18 protein-coding genes are annotated in these 18745 nt (G+C 67.0%); 8 read left to right on the plus strand and 10 right to left on the minus strand.

Features of this window, described 5'->3' with window-relative positions; translation table 11 throughout:
* The first annotated feature begins 117 nt into the window (after positions 1–117).
* The 6 genes from gcvT (at position 118) to K7W03_RS02050 (ending at position 6277) form a co-directional block, all read left to right on the plus strand.
* Positions 118–1269, plus strand: a complete 1152-nt coding sequence (gene gcvT / locus K7W03_RS02025; protein ID WP_222885408.1) for a glycine cleavage system aminomethyltransferase GcvT — start codon at positions 118–120, stop codon at positions 1267–1269.
* A 25-nt stretch (positions 1270–1294) separates the two neighbouring features.
* A complete protein-coding gene (gene gcvH, locus K7W03_RS02030; RefSeq protein WP_013040940.1) occupies positions 1295–1666 on the plus strand; it encodes a glycine cleavage system protein GcvH in 372 nt (123 codons plus the stop codon).
* Between the two features lie 120 nt (positions 1667–1786).
* Complete coding sequence (gcvPA, locus tag K7W03_RS02035; protein ID WP_025549580.1) at positions 1787–3145, plus strand: aminomethyl-transferring glycine dehydrogenase subunit GcvPA; 1359 nt, start codon at positions 1787–1789, stop codon at positions 3143–3145.
* Positions 3142–4713, plus strand: coding sequence for an aminomethyl-transferring glycine dehydrogenase subunit GcvPB (gene gcvPB / locus K7W03_RS02040; protein ID WP_044660124.1), 1572 nt, complete (start codon positions 3142–3144; stop codon positions 4711–4713). Before gcvPA ends, gcvPB begins: the two co-directional genes overlap by 4 nt.
* Positions 4710–5354 (plus strand): DUF938 domain-containing protein, encoded by a 645-nt coding sequence (locus tag K7W03_RS02045; RefSeq protein WP_222885409.1) that lies wholly within the window; start codon positions 4710–4712, stop codon positions 5352–5354. The genes gcvPB and K7W03_RS02045 overlap by 4 nt, the downstream gene beginning before the upstream one ends.
* Positions 5355–5395: 41 nt before the next feature.
* On the plus strand, positions 5396–6277 hold the full coding sequence (locus tag K7W03_RS02050) for a hypothetical protein (RefSeq protein ID WP_222885410.1): 882 nt from the start codon (positions 5396–5398) through the stop codon (positions 6275–6277).
* Here the strand turns inward: K7W03_RS02050 and K7W03_RS02055 are convergent.
* The 3 genes from K7W03_RS02055 to K7W03_RS02065 all read right to left on the minus strand — a co-directional run bounded on the left by K7W03_RS02055 (position 6234) and on the right by K7W03_RS02065 (position 9956).
* A complete protein-coding gene (locus K7W03_RS02055; protein WP_025549584.1) occupies positions 6234–8225 on the minus strand; it encodes an ATP-binding protein in 1992 nt (663 codons plus the stop codon). The two genes, K7W03_RS02050 and K7W03_RS02055, sit on opposite strands and share 44 nt — an antisense overlap.
* A gap of 122 nt (positions 8226–8347) precedes the next feature.
* Positions 8348–9571: a serine palmitoyltransferase gene (spt, locus tag K7W03_RS02060; protein WP_025549585.1), complete on the minus strand. Its 1224-nt coding sequence runs from the start codon at positions 9569–9571 to the stop codon at positions 8348–8350.
* A 142-nt stretch (positions 9572–9713) separates the two neighbouring features.
* Entirely contained in the window at positions 9714–9956 is a 243-nt protein-coding gene (locus tag K7W03_RS02065) for an acyl carrier protein (protein ID WP_044660120.1), read from the minus strand.
* 114 nt (positions 9957–10070) lie between these two features.
* Between K7W03_RS02065 and K7W03_RS02070 the strand changes: the two genes are divergently transcribed.
* Positions 10071–10589, plus strand: a complete 519-nt coding sequence (locus K7W03_RS02070) for a Pycsar system effector family protein (RefSeq protein ID WP_226869627.1) — start codon at positions 10071–10073, stop codon at positions 10587–10589.
* 33 nt (positions 10590–10622) lie between these two features.
* Here the strand turns inward: K7W03_RS02070 and K7W03_RS02075 are convergent, their stop codons facing one another.
* The 4 genes from K7W03_RS02075 to K7W03_RS02090 all read right to left on the minus strand — a co-directional run bounded on the left by K7W03_RS02075 (position 10623) and on the right by K7W03_RS02090 (position 15369).
* Positions 10623–10901 (minus strand): ETC complex I subunit, encoded by a 279-nt coding sequence (locus K7W03_RS02075; RefSeq protein WP_025549586.1) that lies wholly within the window; start codon positions 10899–10901, stop codon positions 10623–10625.
* 58 nt (positions 10902–10959) lie between these two features.
* Positions 10960–13431: an ATP-dependent helicase HrpB gene (gene hrpB / locus K7W03_RS02080; RefSeq protein WP_222885412.1), complete on the minus strand. Its 2472-nt coding sequence runs from the start codon at positions 13429–13431 to the stop codon at positions 10960–10962.
* 39 nt (positions 13432–13470) lie between these two features.
* Positions 13471–14250 (minus strand): TSUP family transporter, encoded by a 780-nt coding sequence (locus K7W03_RS02085; RefSeq protein ID WP_222885413.1) that lies wholly within the window; start codon positions 14248–14250, stop codon positions 13471–13473.
* 90 nt (positions 14251–14340) lie between these two features.
* Entirely contained in the window at positions 14341–15369 is a 1029-nt protein-coding gene (locus K7W03_RS02090) for a polyprenyl synthetase family protein (RefSeq protein WP_222885414.1), read from the minus strand.
* A gap of 158 nt (positions 15370–15527) precedes the next feature.
* Between K7W03_RS02090 and K7W03_RS02095 the strand changes: the two genes are divergently transcribed.
* Positions 15528–15812: a chorismate mutase gene (locus K7W03_RS02095; RefSeq protein WP_025549589.1), complete on the plus strand. Its 285-nt coding sequence runs from the start codon at positions 15528–15530 to the stop codon at positions 15810–15812.
* Positions 15813–15814: 2 nt separating this feature from the next.
* Here K7W03_RS02095 and K7W03_RS02100 read toward each other — a convergent pair whose 3' ends face one another.
* The 3 genes from K7W03_RS02100 to K7W03_RS02110 all read right to left on the minus strand — a co-directional run bounded on the left by K7W03_RS02100 (position 15815) and on the right by K7W03_RS02110 (position 18734).
* A complete protein-coding gene (locus tag K7W03_RS02100; protein ID WP_222885415.1) occupies positions 15815–16711 on the minus strand; it encodes a DMT family transporter in 897 nt (298 codons plus the stop codon).
* Between the two features lie 149 nt (positions 16712–16860).
* Positions 16861–17733 carry an FAD:protein FMN transferase gene (locus tag K7W03_RS02105; RefSeq protein WP_025549591.1) on the minus strand — a complete coding sequence of 291 codons (873 nt, stop codon included), beginning with the start codon at positions 17731–17733 and terminating at the stop codon, positions 16861–16863.
* Positions 17734–17834: 101 nt separating this feature from the next.
* Complete coding sequence (locus K7W03_RS02110; RefSeq protein WP_222885416.1) at positions 17835–18734, minus strand: DUF4198 domain-containing protein; 900 nt, start codon at positions 18732–18734, stop codon at positions 17835–17837.
* Between the last annotated feature and the right edge of the window lie 11 nt (positions 18735–18745).

The raw sequence follows: 18745 nt of genomic DNA on the forward strand, positions 1-18745 counted from the left end.
CTGACTGGTGGTCAAAGCTCTCAGGTTCCGTGACAGAGGGGGTGGCAAACGCGATGAGTCCGACTCCGGACGGGCGCGTCTGTCGCCAATGACCCTCGCACGGAAAGGCCGCCCCTCATGTCCGGCAATGACGACATCGCCCATCTCGAAGAAGAATTGCCGTTGCAGGACCTGCCGCTGGATGGCTGGCACCGCGCCAGGGGCGCGCGGATGGTCGGCTTCGCGGGCTATCACATGCCGATCCAATATGAAGGCATCATGGCCGAACATGCCTGGACCCGCGAACATGCCGGGCTGTTCGACGTCAGCCATATGGGCCAGATCGGCTTTTCCGGCGAAGGCGTGGACGACGCGCTGGAAATCCTGTTGCCGAGCGACATCAAGGGGCTGAAGCCCTTTCGCCAGCGCTATTCGATGCTGCTCGATGAAGAAGGCGGCATATTGGACGACCTGATGGTCTCCCGCCTGGGAGACGGCGCCTTCGACGGCGCGGACATCTATATGGTGGTCAACGGCGCGACCAAATATGACGACATCGGCTGGATGATCGAGCATCTGCCCGATGAAGTGGTGATGAATCACATGGACGAGCAGGCCCTGCTCGCCTTGCAGGGGCCGGAAGCGGGGGAGGCGATGGCCACGCTGGTCCCGGAAACCGAAGATCTGATCTTCATGCAGTCCGGCCTCTTCACCTGGCGCGGCGTTCCGCTGTGGATCAGCCGGTCGGGCTATACCGGCGAGGATGGCTTCGAGATCAGCGTGCCCGCCGCGGATGTGACGCTGCTGGCCGATGCGCTCTGCGCGTTGCCGCAGGTGAAGCCGATCGGCCTTGGGGCACGCGATTCCCTGCGCCTGGAGGCCGGGCTGCCGCTCTACGGCCATGACCTGACGCCTGCCGTCAGCACCATCGGCGCCGATCTGGGCTTCGCCATCCAAAAGCGCAGGCGGGAAGAAGGCGGCTTCATCGGCCATGCGCGGGTGATGAAGGAATTGGCCGACGGACCGGGTTCGAAGCGCGTGGGCCTGAGGATCGAGGGCCGCCTGCCGGCGCGGGAGGGCGCGACGATCCATGCCGGCGGCGCGCAGGTGGGCGAAGTCACGTCCGGCGGCTTCGCGCCCACGGTGGGCGCGCCGATCGCGATGGGCTGGGTCAGCCTGCCCCACAGCGCGATCGGCACGGCGCTCGAAATCGAAGTGCGCGGCAAGCGCATCGCGGCGGAGGTTGCGCCGATGCCGTTCGTTCCGCACCGTTATCGCCGCAAAGCCTGAGTCCTTTTCGGAAGGGGATTGATTTATGAGCCGTTATTTCACCGACGAACATGAATGGATCGATGTCGAGGGCGAAATCGCCACGGTCGGCATCACCGATTATGCGCAGGAGCAGTTGGGCGACATCGTGTTCGTCGAATTGCCTGCGGAGGGCACGACCTTCGAAAAGGGCGATGACGCGGCCGTGGTGGAGTCGGTCAAGGCCGCCTCGGACGTCTATGCGCCGATTTCCGGCGAGGTCGTGGAAACCAACAGCGCGCTGGAAGACGAGCCTGCGCTGGTGAACAGCGATGCCGAAGAGGATGGCTGGTTCTTCAAGCTGCGCGTCACGGATGCCAGCGAACTGGAAGGCCTGATGAACGAAGCCGCCTACAAGAAGTTCGTCGCGAGCCTTTGAGAAGCAAATAGCCCCTCCCTTTCGGGGGAGGGGTTGGGGACCGTCCCGGGCGCCGCGTCTGGTGGATAGTCCTCACCCCCGGCCCTTCCCCTGAAGGGGAGGGGAGAGGAGATATGTGAAATGCGCTACCTACCCCTTACCGACACCGACCGGCAGGACATGCTGTCCGTCATCGGGGCGTCCTCCATTGACGACCTGTTCGTGGACGTTCCTGCCGAGGCCCGCCTTTCGGACAAGATCGCCGGCCTGCCCGACCATGCCAGCGAACTGGCGGTCGAGCGCCACATGGCGGCCCTTGCGCGGAAGAATCTGTCGGCGGGGGAAGCGCCCTTCTTCCTGGGTGCGGGCGCGTACAGGCATCATGTCCCCGCCAGCGTCGATCATCTGATCCAGCGCGGCGAGTTCCTGACAGCCTACACCCCCTATCAGCCGGAAATCGCACAGGGCACCTTGCAGGTGCTGTTCGAATTCCAGACGCAGGTGGCGCGCCTGCTGGGCTGCGACGTCGCGAACGCCTCCATGTATGACGGGTCGACCGCCTGCTGGGAAGCGATCGGCATGGCCCGCCGCATCACCAAGCGCGGCAAGGCGATCCTGTCCTCCGGCCTGCACCCCCATTATGTCTCGGTCGCCAACACCATGGCGAAATTCACCGGCGACGCGCTGGTGCATCAGGCGCCGACGCTGGACGCCGCCACCGACATCGACGCGCTGATCGCCGGGATCGACAAGGATACAAGCTGCGTCGTCGTCCAATATCCCGACATTCTTGGCCGCATCGCCGACCTGACGCCGCTCGCCGATGCCGCCCACGCGGCGGGCGCGCTGCTGGTCGCGGTCGTCACCGAGCCGGTCGCCCTGGGTGCGATCAGGGCGCCGGGCCATATGGATGCGGACATCGTCGTCGGGGAAGGGCAGTCCATCGGCGTCGGCCTGCAATTTGGCGGGCCTTATCTCGGCCTGTTCGCGTGCAAGCAGAAATATGTCCGCCAGATGCCGGGCCGCCTTTGCGGCGAGACGGTGGACGCGGCGGGCAAGCGCGGCTTCGTGCTGACGCTTTCTACGCGCGAGCAGCATATCCGCCGTGAAAAGGCGACGTCGAACATCTGCACCAATTCCGGCCTCTGCGCGCTGGCGTTCAGCATCCATATGACGCTGCTGGGCGAAAGGGGGTTGCGGGAACTGGCGGCGCTCAACCATGGGCTGGCCGTTCAGGCGGCCGACCGGCTGGCCCAGGTGCCCGGTGTCACGCTGCTCAACGACAGTTTCTTCAACGAATTTACCCTGATCCTGTCGAAGGACGCCCGCGAAGTCGTCCGCAACCTGGCGGACAAGGGCGTGCTGGGCGGCGTCTCGCTCGGTCGCCTGTTCCCGGACGCGCCGGCAATCGGCAACGGACTGGTCGTCGCCGTCACCGAAACCGTGACGGTGGAGGATATCGAAATCTTCGCGAAGGCGCTGGAGGAGGAACTGGCATGACCATGCTCAAGGAAGGCCGGCCGACCACGCCGCAGGCTCTGACCAAAGCCGACAGCGCGCCCGCGACCGCCACGGGCAACCGTGCGCTGATGCTGGAGGAAGCGCTGATCTTCGAAATCGGCTCGACCGAGACAACTGGCGTCGACTTTGCCGAAGCGCCGGAGGTCGCCAGCCGTCTCGGCGATCTGGCCCGCACTGACAGCATTGGCCTGCCCGGCCTGTCGGAGCAGGAAACGGTGCGCCATTACACCCGTCTCAGCCGGCAGAACTACGCCATCGACCTTGGCCTGTTCCCGCTCGGCTCCTGCACGATGAAGCATAATCCGCGCCTGAACGAGAAGGTGGCGCGGATGCCCGGTTTCGCGGACCTTCACCCGCTTGCACCCCAATCGACGGTGCAGGGCGCGCTGGCGGTGATCCATGAACTGGCCGCCTGGCTGGTGACTCTGACCGGCATGCATTCCGTCGCGATGAGCCCCAAGGCGGGCGCGCATGGCGAATTATGCGGCCTGCTTGCGATCCGCGCGGCGCTGGAAGCGCGGGGCGATGCGCGCAGCGTCATCCTGGTGCCGGAAAGCGCTCATGGCACCAACCCTGCGACCGCCGCCTTCTGCGGCTATAAGGTCGAGGATATTCCGGCGACACCGGACGGGCGGGTCGATCTGGAAGCGCTGAAGGGCCGCCTCGGCCCCGACGTCGCGGCGGTGATGATCACCAATCCCAATACCTGCGGCCTGTTCGAGCGGGACATGAAGACGATCTCCGACGCGGTGCATGCCGCCGGGGCCTTCGTCTATTGCGACGGCGCGAACTTCAACGCCATCGTCGGGCGGGTCCGCCCCGGCGATCTGGGCGTCGACGCGATGCACATCAACCTGCACAAGACCTTCTCCACGCCGCATGGCGGCGGCGGTCCCGGCTCCGGCCCGGTGGTGCTGTCCGAAGCGCTCGCCCCCTTCGCGCCGCTGCCCTTCGTCGAAAAGCAGGGCGACAAATTCGTGCTGGTCGAGGAAGAGACGGCGGAAGACCATCACGGCCAGACCTTTGGCCGCATGGTCGCCTTCCATGGCCAGATGGGCATGTTCACCCGCGCCCTGACCTACATCCTCAGCCATGGCGCGGACGGCCTGCGGCAGGTCGCCAGCGATGCGGTGCTGAACGCCAACTATATCCTGCGCAGCCTGGACGATGTGCTGGACGCGCCCTTCGGCGGCAGCGGCCCCTGCATGCATGAGGCGCTGTTCAGTGACAAGGGGCTGGCGGAAGGCTTCACCACGCTCGACATCGCGAAGGGGCTGATCGACGAGGGCTTCCACCCCATGACCATGTATTTCCCGCTGGTGGTGCATGGCGCGATGCTGGTCGAACCTACGGAGACGGAGAGCAAGGCCGCGCTCGACCAGTTCATCCTGGCGCTGCGCAGCCTGGCCGAACGCGCCAAGGCAGGTGACGAGGCGCTGAAAGGCGCGCCCTATTTCGCCCCGCGCCGCCGCCTGGACGAAACGCTGGCTGCGCGCAAGCCGGTCCTCACATGGACCGAGCCGGCGCTGGCGGAAGCGGCCGAATGACGGACGGGCCGGAGCCGTGGGAACCCGGTTCCGGCCTCGCCGCCGCGGGCAAGCGCCACGCCCCCGCGACGGAGCGCAATCGCGACGCCATATTGGCGGTGCTTCGGGAGGAACTGCCATCCTCCGGCCTGGTGCTGGAAGTGGCGAGCGGCAGCGGCGAGCATGCGATGTACTTCGCCGCCGCCCTGCCCGCGCTCGATTGGCAACCGAGCGATTCCGATCCGGCTGCGCTGGCATCCATAGAAGCGTGGCGGCAGGAAGCGGGGCTCCCCAATGTGCGTCGGCCACTCAGGCTCGATGCCAGCGCCGGCTGGCCGGTGGAAAGGACGGACGCGATCCTGTGCATCAACATGGTGCACATCAGCCCCTGGGAAGCGACGCTCGGTTTGATGAAGGCGGCGGGGGCCGCGCTGCCGCCGGGTGGCCTGCTCTATCTCTATGGGCCCTATCTGCGGGAGGATGTCGAAACCGCGCCAGGCAATCTTGCCTTCGACGCATCCCTTCGGGCGCGCGATCCCGAGTGGGGCCTGCGTCGGGCCGAGGATGTCATTGCGATTGCGGAGGGCGAGGGGCTGGCATTTCAGCGACTGGTCGAAATGCCCGCGAACAATCTGTCCTTGATATTCCGGCGGCGGGATTGAAAGACTGCCGCGCTCCTGCGAAGGGGGGAGCCCAAGGACCGATGCCCCACACTCTCCTCTCCCTCGTCACCGCCGAACTGGCCGCGCCCGCCGATCCGCGCGCGGCGGCGATGGCGGGCGCGTTGGCGGCCCAATATCCCGACGCTTCGCGGGCGGTGCTCTTCTACGGCTCCTGCCTGCGGGAGGAGAATCTCGACGGCTTGATGCTGGATTTCTACCTGATCGTATCCGACTATCGCGCCGCTTATGGAAAGCGCTGGCTCGCGGCCGCCAACCGGCTGATCCCGCCCAATGTCTTTCCCTTCGAACATAACGGCCTGATCGCCAAATATGCGGTGCTTTCGGAGGCCGACTTCGCGCGCCTCAACAGCCCTGCCGCCGACAATGTGTCGGTCTGGGCGCGCTTTGCCCAGCCTGCGCGGCTGCTCTGGGCGGCGGACGACCTTGCCCGCCAGCGCGCCATCGCCGCCGTTGCCGGCGCCGCGCCGACGCTGCTTTCGCTCGCTCGCCCGATGGTGCGGGAGCAGGACGCGCTGTCGCTGTGGAAGACCGGCTTCACCCTGACCTATGGCGCGGAACTGCGGGCCGAGCGCAAGGGCCGCTCCCTTTCCATCGTCGATGCCGATCCGGATCGTTACCGGCGCTTCGGGGAAGCCGCGCTGGCCCAGGGCCTGCCCCCGTCGCCGGAGCCGGATCAGGCGGCCGCCCTCTGGCGGCGGCTGCAAAGGCGCGGCAAATGGCTGTCGGTCGTCCGCCTCGCCAAGGCGAGCTTCACCTATGCCGGCGGCATCGATTATCTGGCTTGGAAGATCAACCGCCACGCCGGCACCGCTATCCAGATCAAGCCCTGGCAGCGCCGCTGGCCGCTGATCGGCGCGCTTACTCTGCTGCCGCGGCTGTTCCGGGGTGGTGCGATCCGCTGAGCGCATTCGACAGCGCCTGTGCCAGCCCTGTCAGCGTATAGGGTTTGCGCAACACCTCATGACCCCCGAAATCGGCGCTTTCAGCGGTATCGCCAGCATAGCCCGTGACGAACAGCACCGGCAGATGCGCATAGATGGGGGGCAGGGTGCGGATCATCTCCGGCCCCGTCATGTCCGGCATCAGCACGTCGCTGACGATCAGGCCGATGTCCCGATGGCTGGTGAGCAGCTTCGCCGCCTTCGACGGATGATCGCAGGCGACCGGCAGGTGGCCCAGTTCCGAGAGCGCCGCCATCGTCTGGTTGAGGACGCGCGGATCGTCCTCAACCACCAGGATGCGCATCGGTGGGTGAAGCACCGGTTCCCGGTCCGGCGCAGACGCATCCATCGCGTCTTCGCCTTCCGCACCGATATGACGGGGCAGATAGAGGTGGACGCTAGTGCCCTTGCCGGGTTCGGATTCGATGCGGATCTCACCCTCGCTCTGGTGCACGAAGCCGAAAATCTGGCTGAGGCCAAGCCCCGTGCCCTTGCCGACCGGCTTGGTGGTGAAGAAGGGTTCGAACACGCGGGAGAGGATGTCGGGCGTCATGCCGCAGCCGTCGTCGCTGACGCTCAGGGTCACATATTCCCCGCCGGCGCATTCCCCGATCTCATGCTGCGCGAGTTCGGCCTGCCCTGTCCTGATGATCAGCCGACCCCGCCCGTCCATCGCATCGCGGGCGTTGACGCACAGGTTCAATATCGCATTTTCCATCTGATGCTGGTCGACGAAGATCCGCCAGCCCTTCGCCTCATTTTCGAAGGCCATGGTGATCTGGTCCCCGATGGACCGGTCGATCAGGTCGGACAGGCCGGCCACCAGCGCATCGGGATCGACCGGGCTGGGCAGCAGCGGTTCCGACCGGGCGAAGGCCAGCAGGCGGCGGGTCAGCGCGGCGGCGCGATTGGCGCCCTCCATCGCATTGTCGAGATGGCGGTTCGCCTCCTGCGGTTTCAGCCGCAGCTTGCGCTTGGCGAGTTCCAGACCGCCGACCACCACCGCCAGCATGTTGTTGAAGTCGTGGGCGATGCCGCCGGTCAACTGGCCAACGGCGTCCATCTTCTGCATCTGGCGCAGATTTTCCTCGGCGGCGGCGCGTTCGGCGGTCTCCTTCTTGAGCCGTTCATAGGCGTCCGACAATTCGGCGGTGCGGGTGGCGACGGCCTCCTCCAGCCGGTCGGCGCGCTCCGCCTCGTCATCCGCCTGCCTGCGGGCATTGCGCCGCTCGCTATAGGCGGCATTGGCGAACCAGAGCGCGAACAGCACGCAGACGAGCAGCACCAGCCCGAAAAGCTGCGATGTCTTGCCGAACCAGGCGTTGCGATCCCCGGCCAGCGACACGGCCTGGCTGCGCTCCTGCAAGCGGGCATTCTCCGCCTGGATGACGCGGTCCAGCAGCGCCGTGATGCGCATCAGGTCGCGGGACCTGCCCGCCTGATGGAATTGCGCGAGCGCCGCCATCTTCTGGTCGTAGGTGGTGCGCAGGCCGATCTCGCTCAGCGTCTTGCCGCGCTGGTCGAACGCCGCCTGCAACGCCATGACATTGCCGCGCTGCCAGTCGGAATGGCGGGTGGTGTAGTTCAGCGTCTTGAGCTGGCTTGCGGCGGTGCGCCACTGGTCCTGGAACAGGCGGCCGGTATCGGGGTCAAGGCTGATGACATAGCGGGCCAGCGTCACTTCGGCGCGGGCGGTCTTCGCCTCGAACGCGCGAGCGAGGGCGATGATCTCGAAACTGCGGCGCTGTTCCTTCAGCGCGCGCTCATGGTCGCGGGCCGCATGGCTGGCGCTGTAGAGCAGCGTGCCGAGAGAACCCACCAGCAGGACGACGAGCACCAGCGGCAGGAAGCGTGCAACGAACGCTCGCCACCCTGTCGCATGTTCATCCATGAAAAACCCGTCCGCCATCGACAGTTACACTAGATGAACAATATTAATGGAGAAATGCCGTAGGTGAAAGGTTCCGATTTCGCCGCAAATTCCGTCGCGTTAAATGCCCGTCCGGTCGCGGCGGCGACGGGAAGGCGCGATCAGCCGATCGCCCCCGTCGCCTTGCCCGCGGCCTCGAACATCGCGATGATCTGGCCGACCTGTTCATCGCTATGTTCCGCGCAAAGCGAGCAGCGCAGCAGGAAGGTTCCAGCGGGAGTTGCCGGGGGGCGCGCCATGTTGACGTAGAGCCCCAGTTCCAGCAGCGCCTGCCACATGGCGACCGCCTGCGTCTGGTCGGTCAGGATGACGGCGATGATCGCGGATTGCGGCGTTTCCGTGCCCAGCCTGAAGCCGAGGTCGGTCAGGCCCTTGTGCAGCCGCTGGCTGTTCTTCCACAGATGGGCGCGCTTCTCGCCCGCATGCATCAGCTTGCGGATCGACGTCGCGGCGGTGGCGACGACGCTGGGCGGCAGGGACGCGGTGAAGACATAGGGACGGCAGACGAGGCGCAGCACCTCGAACTTCGGATGGTTGGAGACGCAGAAGCCGCCCACCGTGCCGACCGACTTGGAGAAGGTGCCGACGACGAAGTCCACATCCTTCTCGACGCCCTGCTCCTCATAGACGCCGCGGCCGTTGGGGCCGAAAAAGCCCATGCCGTGGGCCTCGTCGACCAGGATCATGCAATTGGGATGCTTGCGGACCGCCGCCACCATGTCCGGCAGGGGGGCGACGTCGCCCAGCATCGAATAAACGCCCTCCAGCACCACCAGCTTCAGCGCGTCGGCGGGCAGGCGGCCCAGGCGCTTGTCCAGATCCTCGACGCTGTTGTGGCGGAAGCGGACGATCTCCGCATCGCCCAGGAAGCAGCCGTCGTAGATGGAGGCGTGGCTGTCGGCGTCCAGCACGACATAGTCGCCCTTGCCCGCGAGGGTGGAGATCATGCCGAGATTAGCCTGGTAGCCGGTCGAGAAGACCATCGCGCCGCTGGTGCCGTAGAAGTCCCTGAGCGCTTCCTCGACTTGCCTGTGACCCTGATAGGTCCCGTTCAGCACGCGGCTGCCGGTGGTGCCAGCGCCGAAGTCGTCCAGCGCCTTCTTGCCCGCGGCGACCACGTCCGGGTCGAAGGTCATGCCCATATAGTTATAGGTGCCGAGCAGGATCGTGTCCTTCCCCTTGATCACCGCCTGGGTCGGGGACTTCACCTCGTCCATCACGATGGCGAAGGGATCGCGCACGCCGGTCGCCAGCAGCGCCTCGCGCTCTGCGATCAGGGCATCGAATTTGGAGAAAAGGTCGCGGGCTTGCGTGGCGTCGGTCATTGTCTCAATCGTCCCAAAACCGTTCGGGCTGAGCGAAGTCGAAGCTTCTTGCCGAGCGGAGCCGCGGCTCCATGCTTCGCCTTGGCTCAGCAAAGGGCTTCGACTTCGCTCAGCCCGAACGGCGGTTAAAGTCTCAGGCGGATCAGCCCTTCAGCTTCGCCACGGCGTCCACGAGCTGGCCGATGGTCTCGATCTCGGCCTGCATGTTCATGGTGATGATGATGTCGAACTCATCCTCGATCGCGGCGACGAAATCCATCACCGTCAGGCTGTCCCATTCCAGATCGCCGGCGAAGGTGGTGGCTTCGGTCAGTTCGACGCCCTTTTTGTTGAAAGGCGCGATCTGGCTCAAAACGCTGTCGAAAATTGGCTGGCGATCCGTCATTATCCGTGGTGCTTTCCGTGAAAGAGCGGCTTTTGCCCTCAAGCGTCGCTCTTTGGCAAGGGAATAAGGCGGCAATCGGGCATGACTGTCGCGAAAAAAGGGGAAGGGGGGACTATGGCCGATGGGGCGAATGCGCCGGTGCCCAATGCGATCCACCTGCTGCGCACGGCGGTGCAGACCAATATGCAACTCAGCCAGATGGCCGACCAGAAGGCGAACATGCTGATCGGCGCGTCGATGGTGATCTTCACGCTTTGCGTGGCGCAGTTGCGCTCGGGCGCGCTGGTCTGGCCGGTGGCGGTGCTGGCGGTGGGCGTGTTCCTGGCCGCGACCTGCGCGATCCTGGCGGTGCTGCCGAGCGTGAGCCAGCCACGCGGCGGCGTGGGAGAGGGGGATAATCTCCTGTTCTTCGGCGTCTTCACCAGCCTCGGCGAAGCGGAGTTCAGCGATCGGATGATGCGGCTTGTCGCGGATGACGACGCGCTGTGCCGGGCGATGCTGCGCGACATGTACCAGAACGGGCAGGTGCTCCAGCGGCGGAAATATCGCTGGCTGGGCTATGCCTACCGGCTGTTTCTGGCAGGCGTGGTGGCGAGTTTCGCGGCGTTGATAGCGGATCTGGCGCTCAGGTGATGCTGAAGGCGCAGGCCTGTCCTGCCGGGCGGCTTAGCGGAAATTGTCCGCGTAAGCCTGAATCTTCAGCGTCTTCGGCGCGGTCGGAATGACCGTATAGGGAATCCCCTCCCGCTCCGCATAGGCGCGGGCGGCTTCCTCCGAGGAGAAGGTCAGCCTGATCTGCTGCTTCGTGTCGCCGGAACCCGCCCAGCCGGTCAGGGGATCGGGCTTCTTCGCTTCGGCCGCCACATATTCCAGCACCCATTTGCGGGTCAGCGCCTTGCCGGACTGCAGGGCGTTCTTCTGGATCTGATAGATGCGCGCGCTCATCGCGATAGAGACTCCTGAGGGAAGATCGGGTTGCGTTGCACCAGCGACTGGATCGAAGTCAAGGCTTCCCCTTGGCGTCGGCGCGTTTCGTGCGCAGCGTGGCGCCGGCGGCCGCCGGGTCGTCCGGCCAGGGATGTTTGGGATAGCGGCCGCGCATCTCCTTCGCCACGGCGCTCCAACTGCCCTTCCAGAAGCCCGGCAGGTCGCGCGTCGTCTGGATCGGCCGGCCGGCCGGCGAGGTGAGGGAGAGGACTAGCGGAATGCGCCCGCTGCCGACCACCGGATGCTCGTTGAGGCCGAACAGGGCCTGGACGCGCAGTTCGACGCGGGGGCCGCCCTCCGCCGCATAGTCGATCTCATGGCCGCTGCCGGCGGGGGAACGGAATTCGGGCGGGGCCAGCCGGTCGACCTGCTGCTTCCCGTCCCAGCCGATCAGCCCTTCCAGCACGCCCGAAAGCTGCGAACGGTCGATGTCGGAAAGGCGGCGCCTGCCCTGCAGCAGCGGGGGCAGCCATTCGTCCAGCGTTTCCATCAGCGCGCTATCTGACAGCGCCTCCACCCCGGCAAAGGCGGCGCGCATCCTGAGCGACCGCGCGGCGTCGGACCAGGGAAGCAGATCCAGCCCACCCTGCCGCACGCCGTCGGTCAGGGCGGCGACCACGGCGGTCGGATCGGGCCGGTCGTCGGAACCGGAAGAGAGCCGCACCGCGCCCAGCCGCCTTTCGCGCAGCGCCTCTATCCCGCCATTGGCGGCCCGGAAGCGCACGGTGCGGTGTTCCGCGACGCGAGCGCTGAACAGGTCGATCACCTCCGCCTCGCCGATCGGCGCGGCGGAAAGGATGCGGGCGCCCGCGGCGCTGCCCTGCACTTCGCCCACCGCCAGCCATTCCTCCCGCGCCAGGGGGCTGAGCGGGTCGAGCCGGAAGCCGCGTCCCCCGACGCTTGCCCAATCGGCTCCGTCCGCGGAGCGGCGCTTTGCGACCCGGTCCGGGAAAGCGAGGGCAAGGCAGAGGCCGGTTTCATGGCCTCCCGCCGCACTGACAGGGATTGCGCCGGATGAATCCGTCGGGGCCAGTTTCGCCCATCGCTTCGCCATCGCCCGCGCCGCATCGGCGCGCTTGCCGCTTTCCCGCCGCCAGCGCATCCGCCGCTGCGACAGGTCCGTGTCCTGTCCGCCGATTCCCCGCTCGCCCAGCAGCACGGCAACCTCCGCCGCGATCTCCGCCAAACCCATTTCGCCTGCCCGCACCAGCATATGGCCGATGCGCGGCTCCAGCGGCAGGGTGGCGAGCGTCTTGCCATGGGCGGTGATGCGTCCATCCTCGTCCAGCGCTTCCAGCACCGTCAGCCGCTTGCGCGCCTCCGCCACGGCGGCAGCGGGCGGCGGGTCCAGCCAACGCAGCTCGCCCGGATCGCTCACCCCCCAAAGCGCGCAGTCCAGCATCAGGCTCGACAGGTCGCTCTCCAATATTTCCGGCGGGTCGAAGGGCGGCATCCCGGCCGTCGCAGCCGCTTCCCATAGCCGATAGGCGACACCCGGCCGCTGCCGCGCGGCCCGCCCCGCCCGCTGGGTCGCCGCCGCCTGGCTCGCCCGCTCCGTCACCAGCCGCGTCACCCCCGCCGCCCGGTCGTAGCGTGGCCGCCGCGCCAGCCCGCTGTCGACCACGATCCGCACGCCGTCGATGGTCAGGCTGGTCTCCGCAATGGAGGTGGCGAGGATGACTTTCCGCCGTCCCTCCCGCGAGGGGCGGATCGCCGCGCGCTGCGCCGCCGGATCGAGCGACCCGTGGAGTTTGTGAACCTCCGCCCCGGCGTCCTCCAGCCGTTCCGCCGTCCGTTCGATTTCCGCCACGCCGGGCAGGAAGGCGAGCAGGTCGCCTTCCGCCTCTTCGTTGAGCGCCCGGCGGATGGTGGCCGCCATTGCATCCTCTATCCGCTTTTCGGCAGCGCGTCCGACATGGCGCAGTTCCAGCGGCTGGATGCGGCCTTCGCTCTCCACCACCGGCGCGTCCTTCCCGTCATGGGCGAGCAGCGCGGCAAAACGCGCCCCGTCCAGGGTGGCGGACATCGGCACGATCCGCAGGTCCGGCCGCAGCGCGCCCTGGGCGTCCAGCGCCAGCGCCAGTCCGAAATCGCTGTCCAGGCTGCGCTCATGCACTTCGTCGAAGAGGACCGCGGAAACGCCCGAAAGCTCCGGATCGTCCTGGATCCGCCGCACGAAAATGCCTTCGGTCAGGACCAGCAGGCGGGTCCGGGCCGACATCCGCGAATCCATCCGCGTCGCATAGCCCACCGTGCCGCCGGGCTGTTCGCCCATCAGTTCGGCAATCCGTTCCGCCGCCGCGCGGGCCGCAAGCCGGCGAGGGGAGAGCAGCAGCACCTGCCCGGTGCACCAGGGTTCGTTCAGCAGCGCCGGGGCCACTGCCGTCGTCTTGCCCGCGCCCGGCGGCGCCACCAGCACGGCGTTGCTGCCTTCGCGCAGGGCGGCAAGCAGGTCGGGCAGCACGGCATCGATGGGCAGGGCAGTCATGGCTGTCCCTCTCGCGCCATTCCCGGCCGAGTGCAAGGATCAGCCGAACAGCAGCGCGTGAATGGGGTTTTCAGGATCGAGCAGCATCTTCGCCGTCAGCGCCAGCGACATGACGATCAGCAGCGGCCGGATCAGGCGGCTGCCGAAGCGCATGGCGAGGCGCGATCCGATCTGCCCGCCGGCGATGCTGCCCACCGCCATGGCAAGGCCGACGATCCAGATCACATGCCCGCCCGCGATCATGGTGAGCAGGCCGGCGAGGTTGCTGGCGAAATTGGCTGCCTTGGTCTGCGCGGTGGCGCGCACGAGGCCCAGGCCGCCCAGCGCAATGAAGATGCTGGTGTAGAAGGCGCCCGCACCCGGTCCGAAAAAGCCGTCGTAAAAGCCGATGACGCCGATCAGCAGGCTCAGCAGCACCATGCCGATGCGCTGGTGCCGGTCGATCTCGCTCATCTTGGGCGAAAAGGTGAAATAGGCCGCCAGCGCGATCAGCAGCACAGGCATAAGCCCCGCGAGGATGGATGGATCGACCCGCTGCACCAGCCACGCCCCGCCGACCGATCCTGCGAAGGCGGCGAATATCGGCCAGCGATAGGCCTTCAGATCCATATGTCCCGCCCGCGCATAGGCGACGCAGGCGCCGAAGGTGCCGAGCGAGGATTGCAGCTTGTTGGTGGCGACCGCCGGAACGGGCGGGATTCCGGCAGCGAGCAAGGCAGGCAGGGCGATCAGCCCGCCGCCGCCCGCCATTGCGTCGATGCATCCCGCCATAAGCGCGGCGGCCATGAGGAAGGCGATGGTTTCAGGAGAAGGGATCATGATCGGCAGGAGGTCTTGGCGGAAGGAAGCGCTAAGTGCACCTGTCTGCGCAGGAACACGACGATGGAAACGAACCGGCCTGCCAGACCCTCAATAAGCCCGCGCGATGGCGAACCCGACCGCTTCGGTCAGCGCAGCCTTGGCCTTGCCATTGTCGAACATGCCCAGCGCATCGACGGCTCTCTGCCCATAATGCCGCGCCCGCGCCAGCGTATCCGCGATTGCGCCCGTCTTGCGCAGCAGGCCCGTAGCATGCGCCAGATCCTCGTCGCTCACCCGGTTGCCTGCAATGGCCTGCTTCCAGAAGGCGCGGTCATCTTCCGAACCCCGGGCGTAGGCGAGGATCACGGGCAACGTCACCTTGCCGTCACGGAAATCGTCTCCCGCATCCTTGCCCATGGTCGCGCCGTCCGATTCATAGTCGATGGCGTCGTCGATAAGCTGGAAGGCGATGCCGAGGTTGCGGCCATAGACGTCCAGAGCCTGCTCCTCGGCCTCGGTGCGGTCGGCGACCACGGCGGAAATGCGGCAGGCGGCGGCGAACAGGGCAGCGGTCTTCGCGCCGATGATGTCGAGATACTGCTCTTCGCTGGTGTCGATCTTGCGCTGGGCGGTGAGTTGGTTGACCTCCCCCTCCGCGATCACGGCGGACGCGTTGGAGAGGATCTTCAGCACCTTCAGCGATTCCGCCTCGACCATCAGTTCGAAGGAGCGGGAAAAGAGGAAGTCGCCCACCAGCACGCTGGCGCTGTTGCCCCAGATGATATTGGCGGTCTTGCGGCCCCGGCGCAGCCCCGATCCGTCGACCACATCGTCATGCAGCAGGGTTGCGGTGTGGATGAATTCGACCGCGGCGGCCAGCTTGTAATGGCGCGACCCGGCATAACCGACCAGATCGGCGCAGGCGAGCGTCAGCATCGGCCGCATCCGCTTGCCGCCGCCCGCGATCAGATGCCCGGCGAGTTCCGGGATCAGCGGAATGCGCGACTGCATCCGGTCCAGAATGACGGCGTTCACCTGATTCATGCCCTCGGCGACCAGCGCCATCATGGGGGCGAGCGAAGGCGCGCTGCTGGCGCGGCCGATGGGGTGGACATTGCCGGTGGCGGATGCTGTCATGACAAGCGCCATGTGGCGGCGCAAAATGCTAAAGGCAAGCGGGAATAGCTTGCACGGGCGTCCGGAAGCGGCAAAAAGCGCGCGATATTTGATCGACGCATCGTCAGGGCGCAAAACCCGCGTCCATTTTCGCCGGCGATGCTCTGCGGAGGACCAAAGTGGACGAGACCCTGAAGCGCTATCGCGAGAGCATCGACAATATCGACGCGGCGCTCGTCTTCATGCTGGCGGAGCGGTTCAAGATCACCCAGGCCGTCGGCGAGCATAAGGCGACCCACGACCTGCCTCCCGCCGATCCCGGCCGGGAGGAACGCCAGATCGCCCGGCTGCGCCAGCTTGCTACCGATGCCAATCTGGACCCCGATTTCACCGAGAAATTCCTGCGCTTCATCATCGATGAGGTCATCCGCCACCATGAACGGCTGCGGGAAAGGCAGGGCTGAGTTCAGGCCGGTTCGGCGATGTCCTGATTGCGCGTCGGTTGCGTCGACCGGCCCAGCATCACCCCACCCAGCGCCAGCCCGAAGCCGATGAGCTGCACCGGACCCAGCCGTTCCCCGAACAGCAGCCATGCCTCGACCGCGGCAAGCGGCGGCACCAGCAGCAACAGCATCGACATGCGCGTCGGCCCCTGATGCCGCACCAGCCACACCAGCAGCGACAGTCCGCCGGCCGACAGCCCCAGCACCGACCAGGCAAGGCCGATCCACAGCACAGGCGTGCCGTCCCAGCGATATTCCCCGGCGAACAGCGTGGCCGCGATGGCGAGCAGCGCGCCGCCCCCATTCTGCACCGCCCCGGAAATCGCGATGCCGTCGCCTGCTATCGATCCGCGCTGGATCAGCGTGCCCCCCGCCATGCCGAGCACGGCGAGCACGCCGGCGAGAGCCGGTCCTGTCGCGATCGATCCGGCGCCCGACCGCTCGATCGCCGGCAATAGCACGCAACCGACCCCTCCGATCGCGATCGCCAGACCGACCCAGGCGCGTCCGGGCAGCCGGTCGCCCAGAAAGGCGACGCTCGCCACCGCCACCATCAGCGGTTGCAGCGAACCCAGCAGCGCCATGACGCCCGCCGGCATGCCGTTGTTCACCGCCCACCAGCTCAGCGTCAGGTAGAAGCCATGCAGCATCGCGCCAGCCGCCAGATGCAGCCCCAGCCGCCGTCCACGCGGCAGCGCCTGCCGCGCATAGAGCGCCGCCCCGGCGAGCAAGGTCGTCGTCAGCGCCAGCCGCACGGCCAGGACCAGCTCCGGCGCGGCATGCGGCACCATCGCCCGCGCGACGATGAAGCCGGTCGACCAGATCAGCACGAAGAGAAGGGAAGCCATGGCAGCGATCATGCGCTCGCCTTTGGCCTATCGATACTCGGCTGTCGAGGCGCGCTTTGGGTTGAGACGCGGTTTGGTGGCCAAATCGCCGCTGCCAGCACGCCAAGCCGCTGCCTTCGCAGGCGTGCGGGGCAGATCCTCCGCTCGCCACCCGTTCGGGTTCAATCCAGCATCGCGGCCAGGGCAGGCGTCATATATTCCTGCCCGCGATCATCAACCCGCCGGATCAGGCATGCGGCAATGCCGTGCCGTGTGGCGAGGGCCATGCCACGTTCATGCCCCATTATCGTGATCGCGGTCGCCCAGGCGTCCGCCAGCATCGCGCTTTCGTGGAGCACCGTTACGGAAGCCACATCGTTGGTGATGGGCGCGCCAGTGGCGGGGTCCATGCTGTGGGAAAGGCGGACGCCGCCTTCCTGGCGGAAGCGGCGATAGTCTCCGGATGTCGCGACCGACAGGCCGCATAGCGCTATCCGGAGCGTAGGGAGCGCAAGGCCCGGCGGAGCCTCCACGTCCACCCACCAGGGCTGGAGGTCGGGCTTGACCCCTTGCCCCTGCAATTCGCCGCCGATCTCGACCAGGAAATGCGCAGCGCCGAGGCCGCGCAGGGCGGCCGCCATTGCATCCACGGCAAAGCCCTTGGCGATGCCTGAAAAGTCCAGCGTCACGTCGGCCGTGCGCCGGGCGCGGTCGCCCTCGATCGCGATGGCGGTCCAGGGCGAGGGATGATGGGGGCCTTCGGAAAGGCCCGTCAGCCCGTCCGGACCGAAGCCCCATTTCGCCACCAGCCGGCCCACCGCCGGATCGAACGCGCCGCCCGACAGCCGGGCCATCTCCAGCCCGGCGCGCAGCACGGTCAGCATTTCGCCGGGCAGCGGCATCCATTGGCCGACCGGCGCGGCATTGAACCGGCTGATGGCGGAAGCCGCTTCCCAATTGCTCATCTGCGCGATGATGCGGCCCAGCACCGTTTCCATCGCCGCCGCGCTGCCGGGCGGGGCGTCGACGATGCGGGCGGACCAGCTCGTGCCCATGGTCGGACCGCCAAAGTCGTTGATCCTGCCCGCCTTCTTGTCTGGCTCGAACAGGTCGGGCGAGAGGCAGGGCGGGATGGCGATGCGGATCGGGCGGGCGGTCAGCCCTGCACCTCCACCGTCATGGCATAGGTGGCGCGGTCCTGGGGCGGGCCCATGGGCGGACGGGGCCCGCCTTCACCCTGCGGCTGGCCCTGGGGCCCGGCTGCGCCCGGCGCACCGCCGGGGCCTTCGCCGCCCGGTCCGCGCCGCCCACCGGAACTGAGGCTGACCCAATACATGCCCGCTTCCGGCCAGGTGAAGCTGACCTTTCCTTCGGCATCGGTCTTCGCATCCATCTGCTTGAGGTCCGACCGGTAGCGGACGCCGCCCGGGATGGCGACCACGTCCAGCCCTGCCGCGGGCTTGCCGTTCAACAGGAACTGGAAGGTGGCGGCTTCGCCCACGGCAAGGTCGTTGGGGTGGGTGACGGGCACCATCTCCAGCCCCTTGCCCGTGGTCGTGAAGACCTTTCGGTCCGGCTCGCCCGCCGTCACGAAGGTTTCGATCCGGGTGCGCGCCGTTGCCGTCTGCACGTCCGTCGCGCCCTGCGGCACGGCGGTCGCCAGCGTCGCGGCGGTGGTGCCGCGCGGCAGCATCCTGCGCTCGCCGTTCAGCATGTAATTGCCCATCAGCATCTCGTTGACGATGGCGATCTTGTACGTGCCCTTGGTCCTGATGCCGAGGTCGAAGGTCTGGCGCAGCTTGCCGATGGCGCGGTTTTCCACCTGCGCCGTGCTGCCGTCCGGTGCGGTCACGACCGGCTGCCAGTCCTGCCCCGGATGGTCGAAATAATAGAGATCGCTGGAAATGGCGGCGTCCACCGTCAGCCACTCATTGCCGGAGCCGGCGAACATGGTTTCGGAAGGCAGCATCCAGGGCCGCGCGGCGCCCGCCATTTGCGGCAGAGCCATGGCAGCGGTGGCGGCGAGCAGCAACAGCGTCTTGCGGAACGTCATCATGGCTTCCCTCC

It is taken from the genome of Sphingobium sp. PNB, from assembly GCF_019873065.1.
Lineage (GTDB): Bacteria > Pseudomonadota > Alphaproteobacteria > Sphingomonadales > Sphingomonadaceae > Sphingobium > Sphingobium fuliginis.

Coding starts and splice junctions, on each gene's coding strand:
- K7W03_RS02105 (WP_025549591.1), bottom strand. CDS start 17,733: ATGGGCACGAGCTGGTCCGCCCGCATCGTCGACGCCCCGCCCGGCAGC.
- K7W03_RS02065 (WP_044660120.1), bottom strand. CDS start 9,956: ATGACGGATCGCCAGCCAATTTTCGACAGCGTTTTGAGCCAGATCGCG.
- K7W03_RS02090 (WP_222885414.1), bottom strand. CDS start 15,369: ATGACAGCATCCGCCACCGGCAATGTCCACCCCATCGGCCGCGCCAGC.
- K7W03_RS02055 (WP_025549584.1), bottom strand. CDS start 8,225: ATGGCGGACGGGTTTTTCATGGATGAACATGCGACAGGGTGGCGAGCG.
- gcvT (WP_222885408.1), top strand. CDS start 118: ATGTCCGGCAATGACGACATCGCCCATCTCGAAGAAGAATTGCCGTTG.
- K7W03_RS02075 (WP_025549586.1), bottom strand. CDS start 10,901: ATGAGCGCGCGCATCTATCAGATCCAGAAGAACGCCCTGCAGTCCGGC.
- spt (WP_025549585.1), bottom strand. CDS start 9,571: ATGACCGACGCCACGCAAGCCCGCGACCTTTTCTCCAAATTCGATGCC.
- K7W03_RS02045 (WP_222885409.1), top strand. CDS start 4,710: ATGACGGACGGGCCGGAGCCGTGGGAACCCGGTTCCGGCCTCGCCGCC.
- gcvPA (WP_025549580.1), top strand. CDS start 1,787: ATGCGCTACCTACCCCTTACCGACACCGACCGGCAGGACATGCTGTCC.
- K7W03_RS02100 (WP_222885415.1), bottom strand. CDS start 16,711: ATGATCGCTGCCATGGCTTCCCTTCTCTTCGTGCTGATCTGGTCGACC.
- K7W03_RS02050 (WP_222885410.1), top strand. CDS start 5,396: ATGCCCCACACTCTCCTCTCCCTCGTCACCGCCGAACTGGCCGCGCCC.
- K7W03_RS02085 (WP_222885413.1), bottom strand. CDS start 14,250: ATGATCCCTTCTCCTGAAACCATCGCCTTCCTCATGGCCGCCGCGCTT.
- gcvH (WP_013040940.1), top strand. CDS start 1,295: ATGAGCCGTTATTTCACCGACGAACATGAATGGATCGATGTCGAGGGC.
- K7W03_RS02070 (WP_226869627.1), top strand. CDS start 10,071: ATGGCCGATGGGGCGAATGCGCCGGTGCCCAATGCGATCCACCTGCTG.
- gcvPB (WP_044660124.1), top strand. CDS start 3,142: ATGACCATGCTCAAGGAAGGCCGGCCGACCACGCCGCAGGCTCTGACC.
- K7W03_RS02110 (WP_222885416.1), bottom strand. CDS start 18,734: ATGATGACGTTCCGCAAGACGCTGTTGCTGCTCGCCGCCACCGCTGCC.
- hrpB (WP_222885412.1), bottom strand. CDS start 13,431: ATGACTGCCCTGCCCATCGATGCCGTGCTGCCCGACCTGCTTGCCGCC.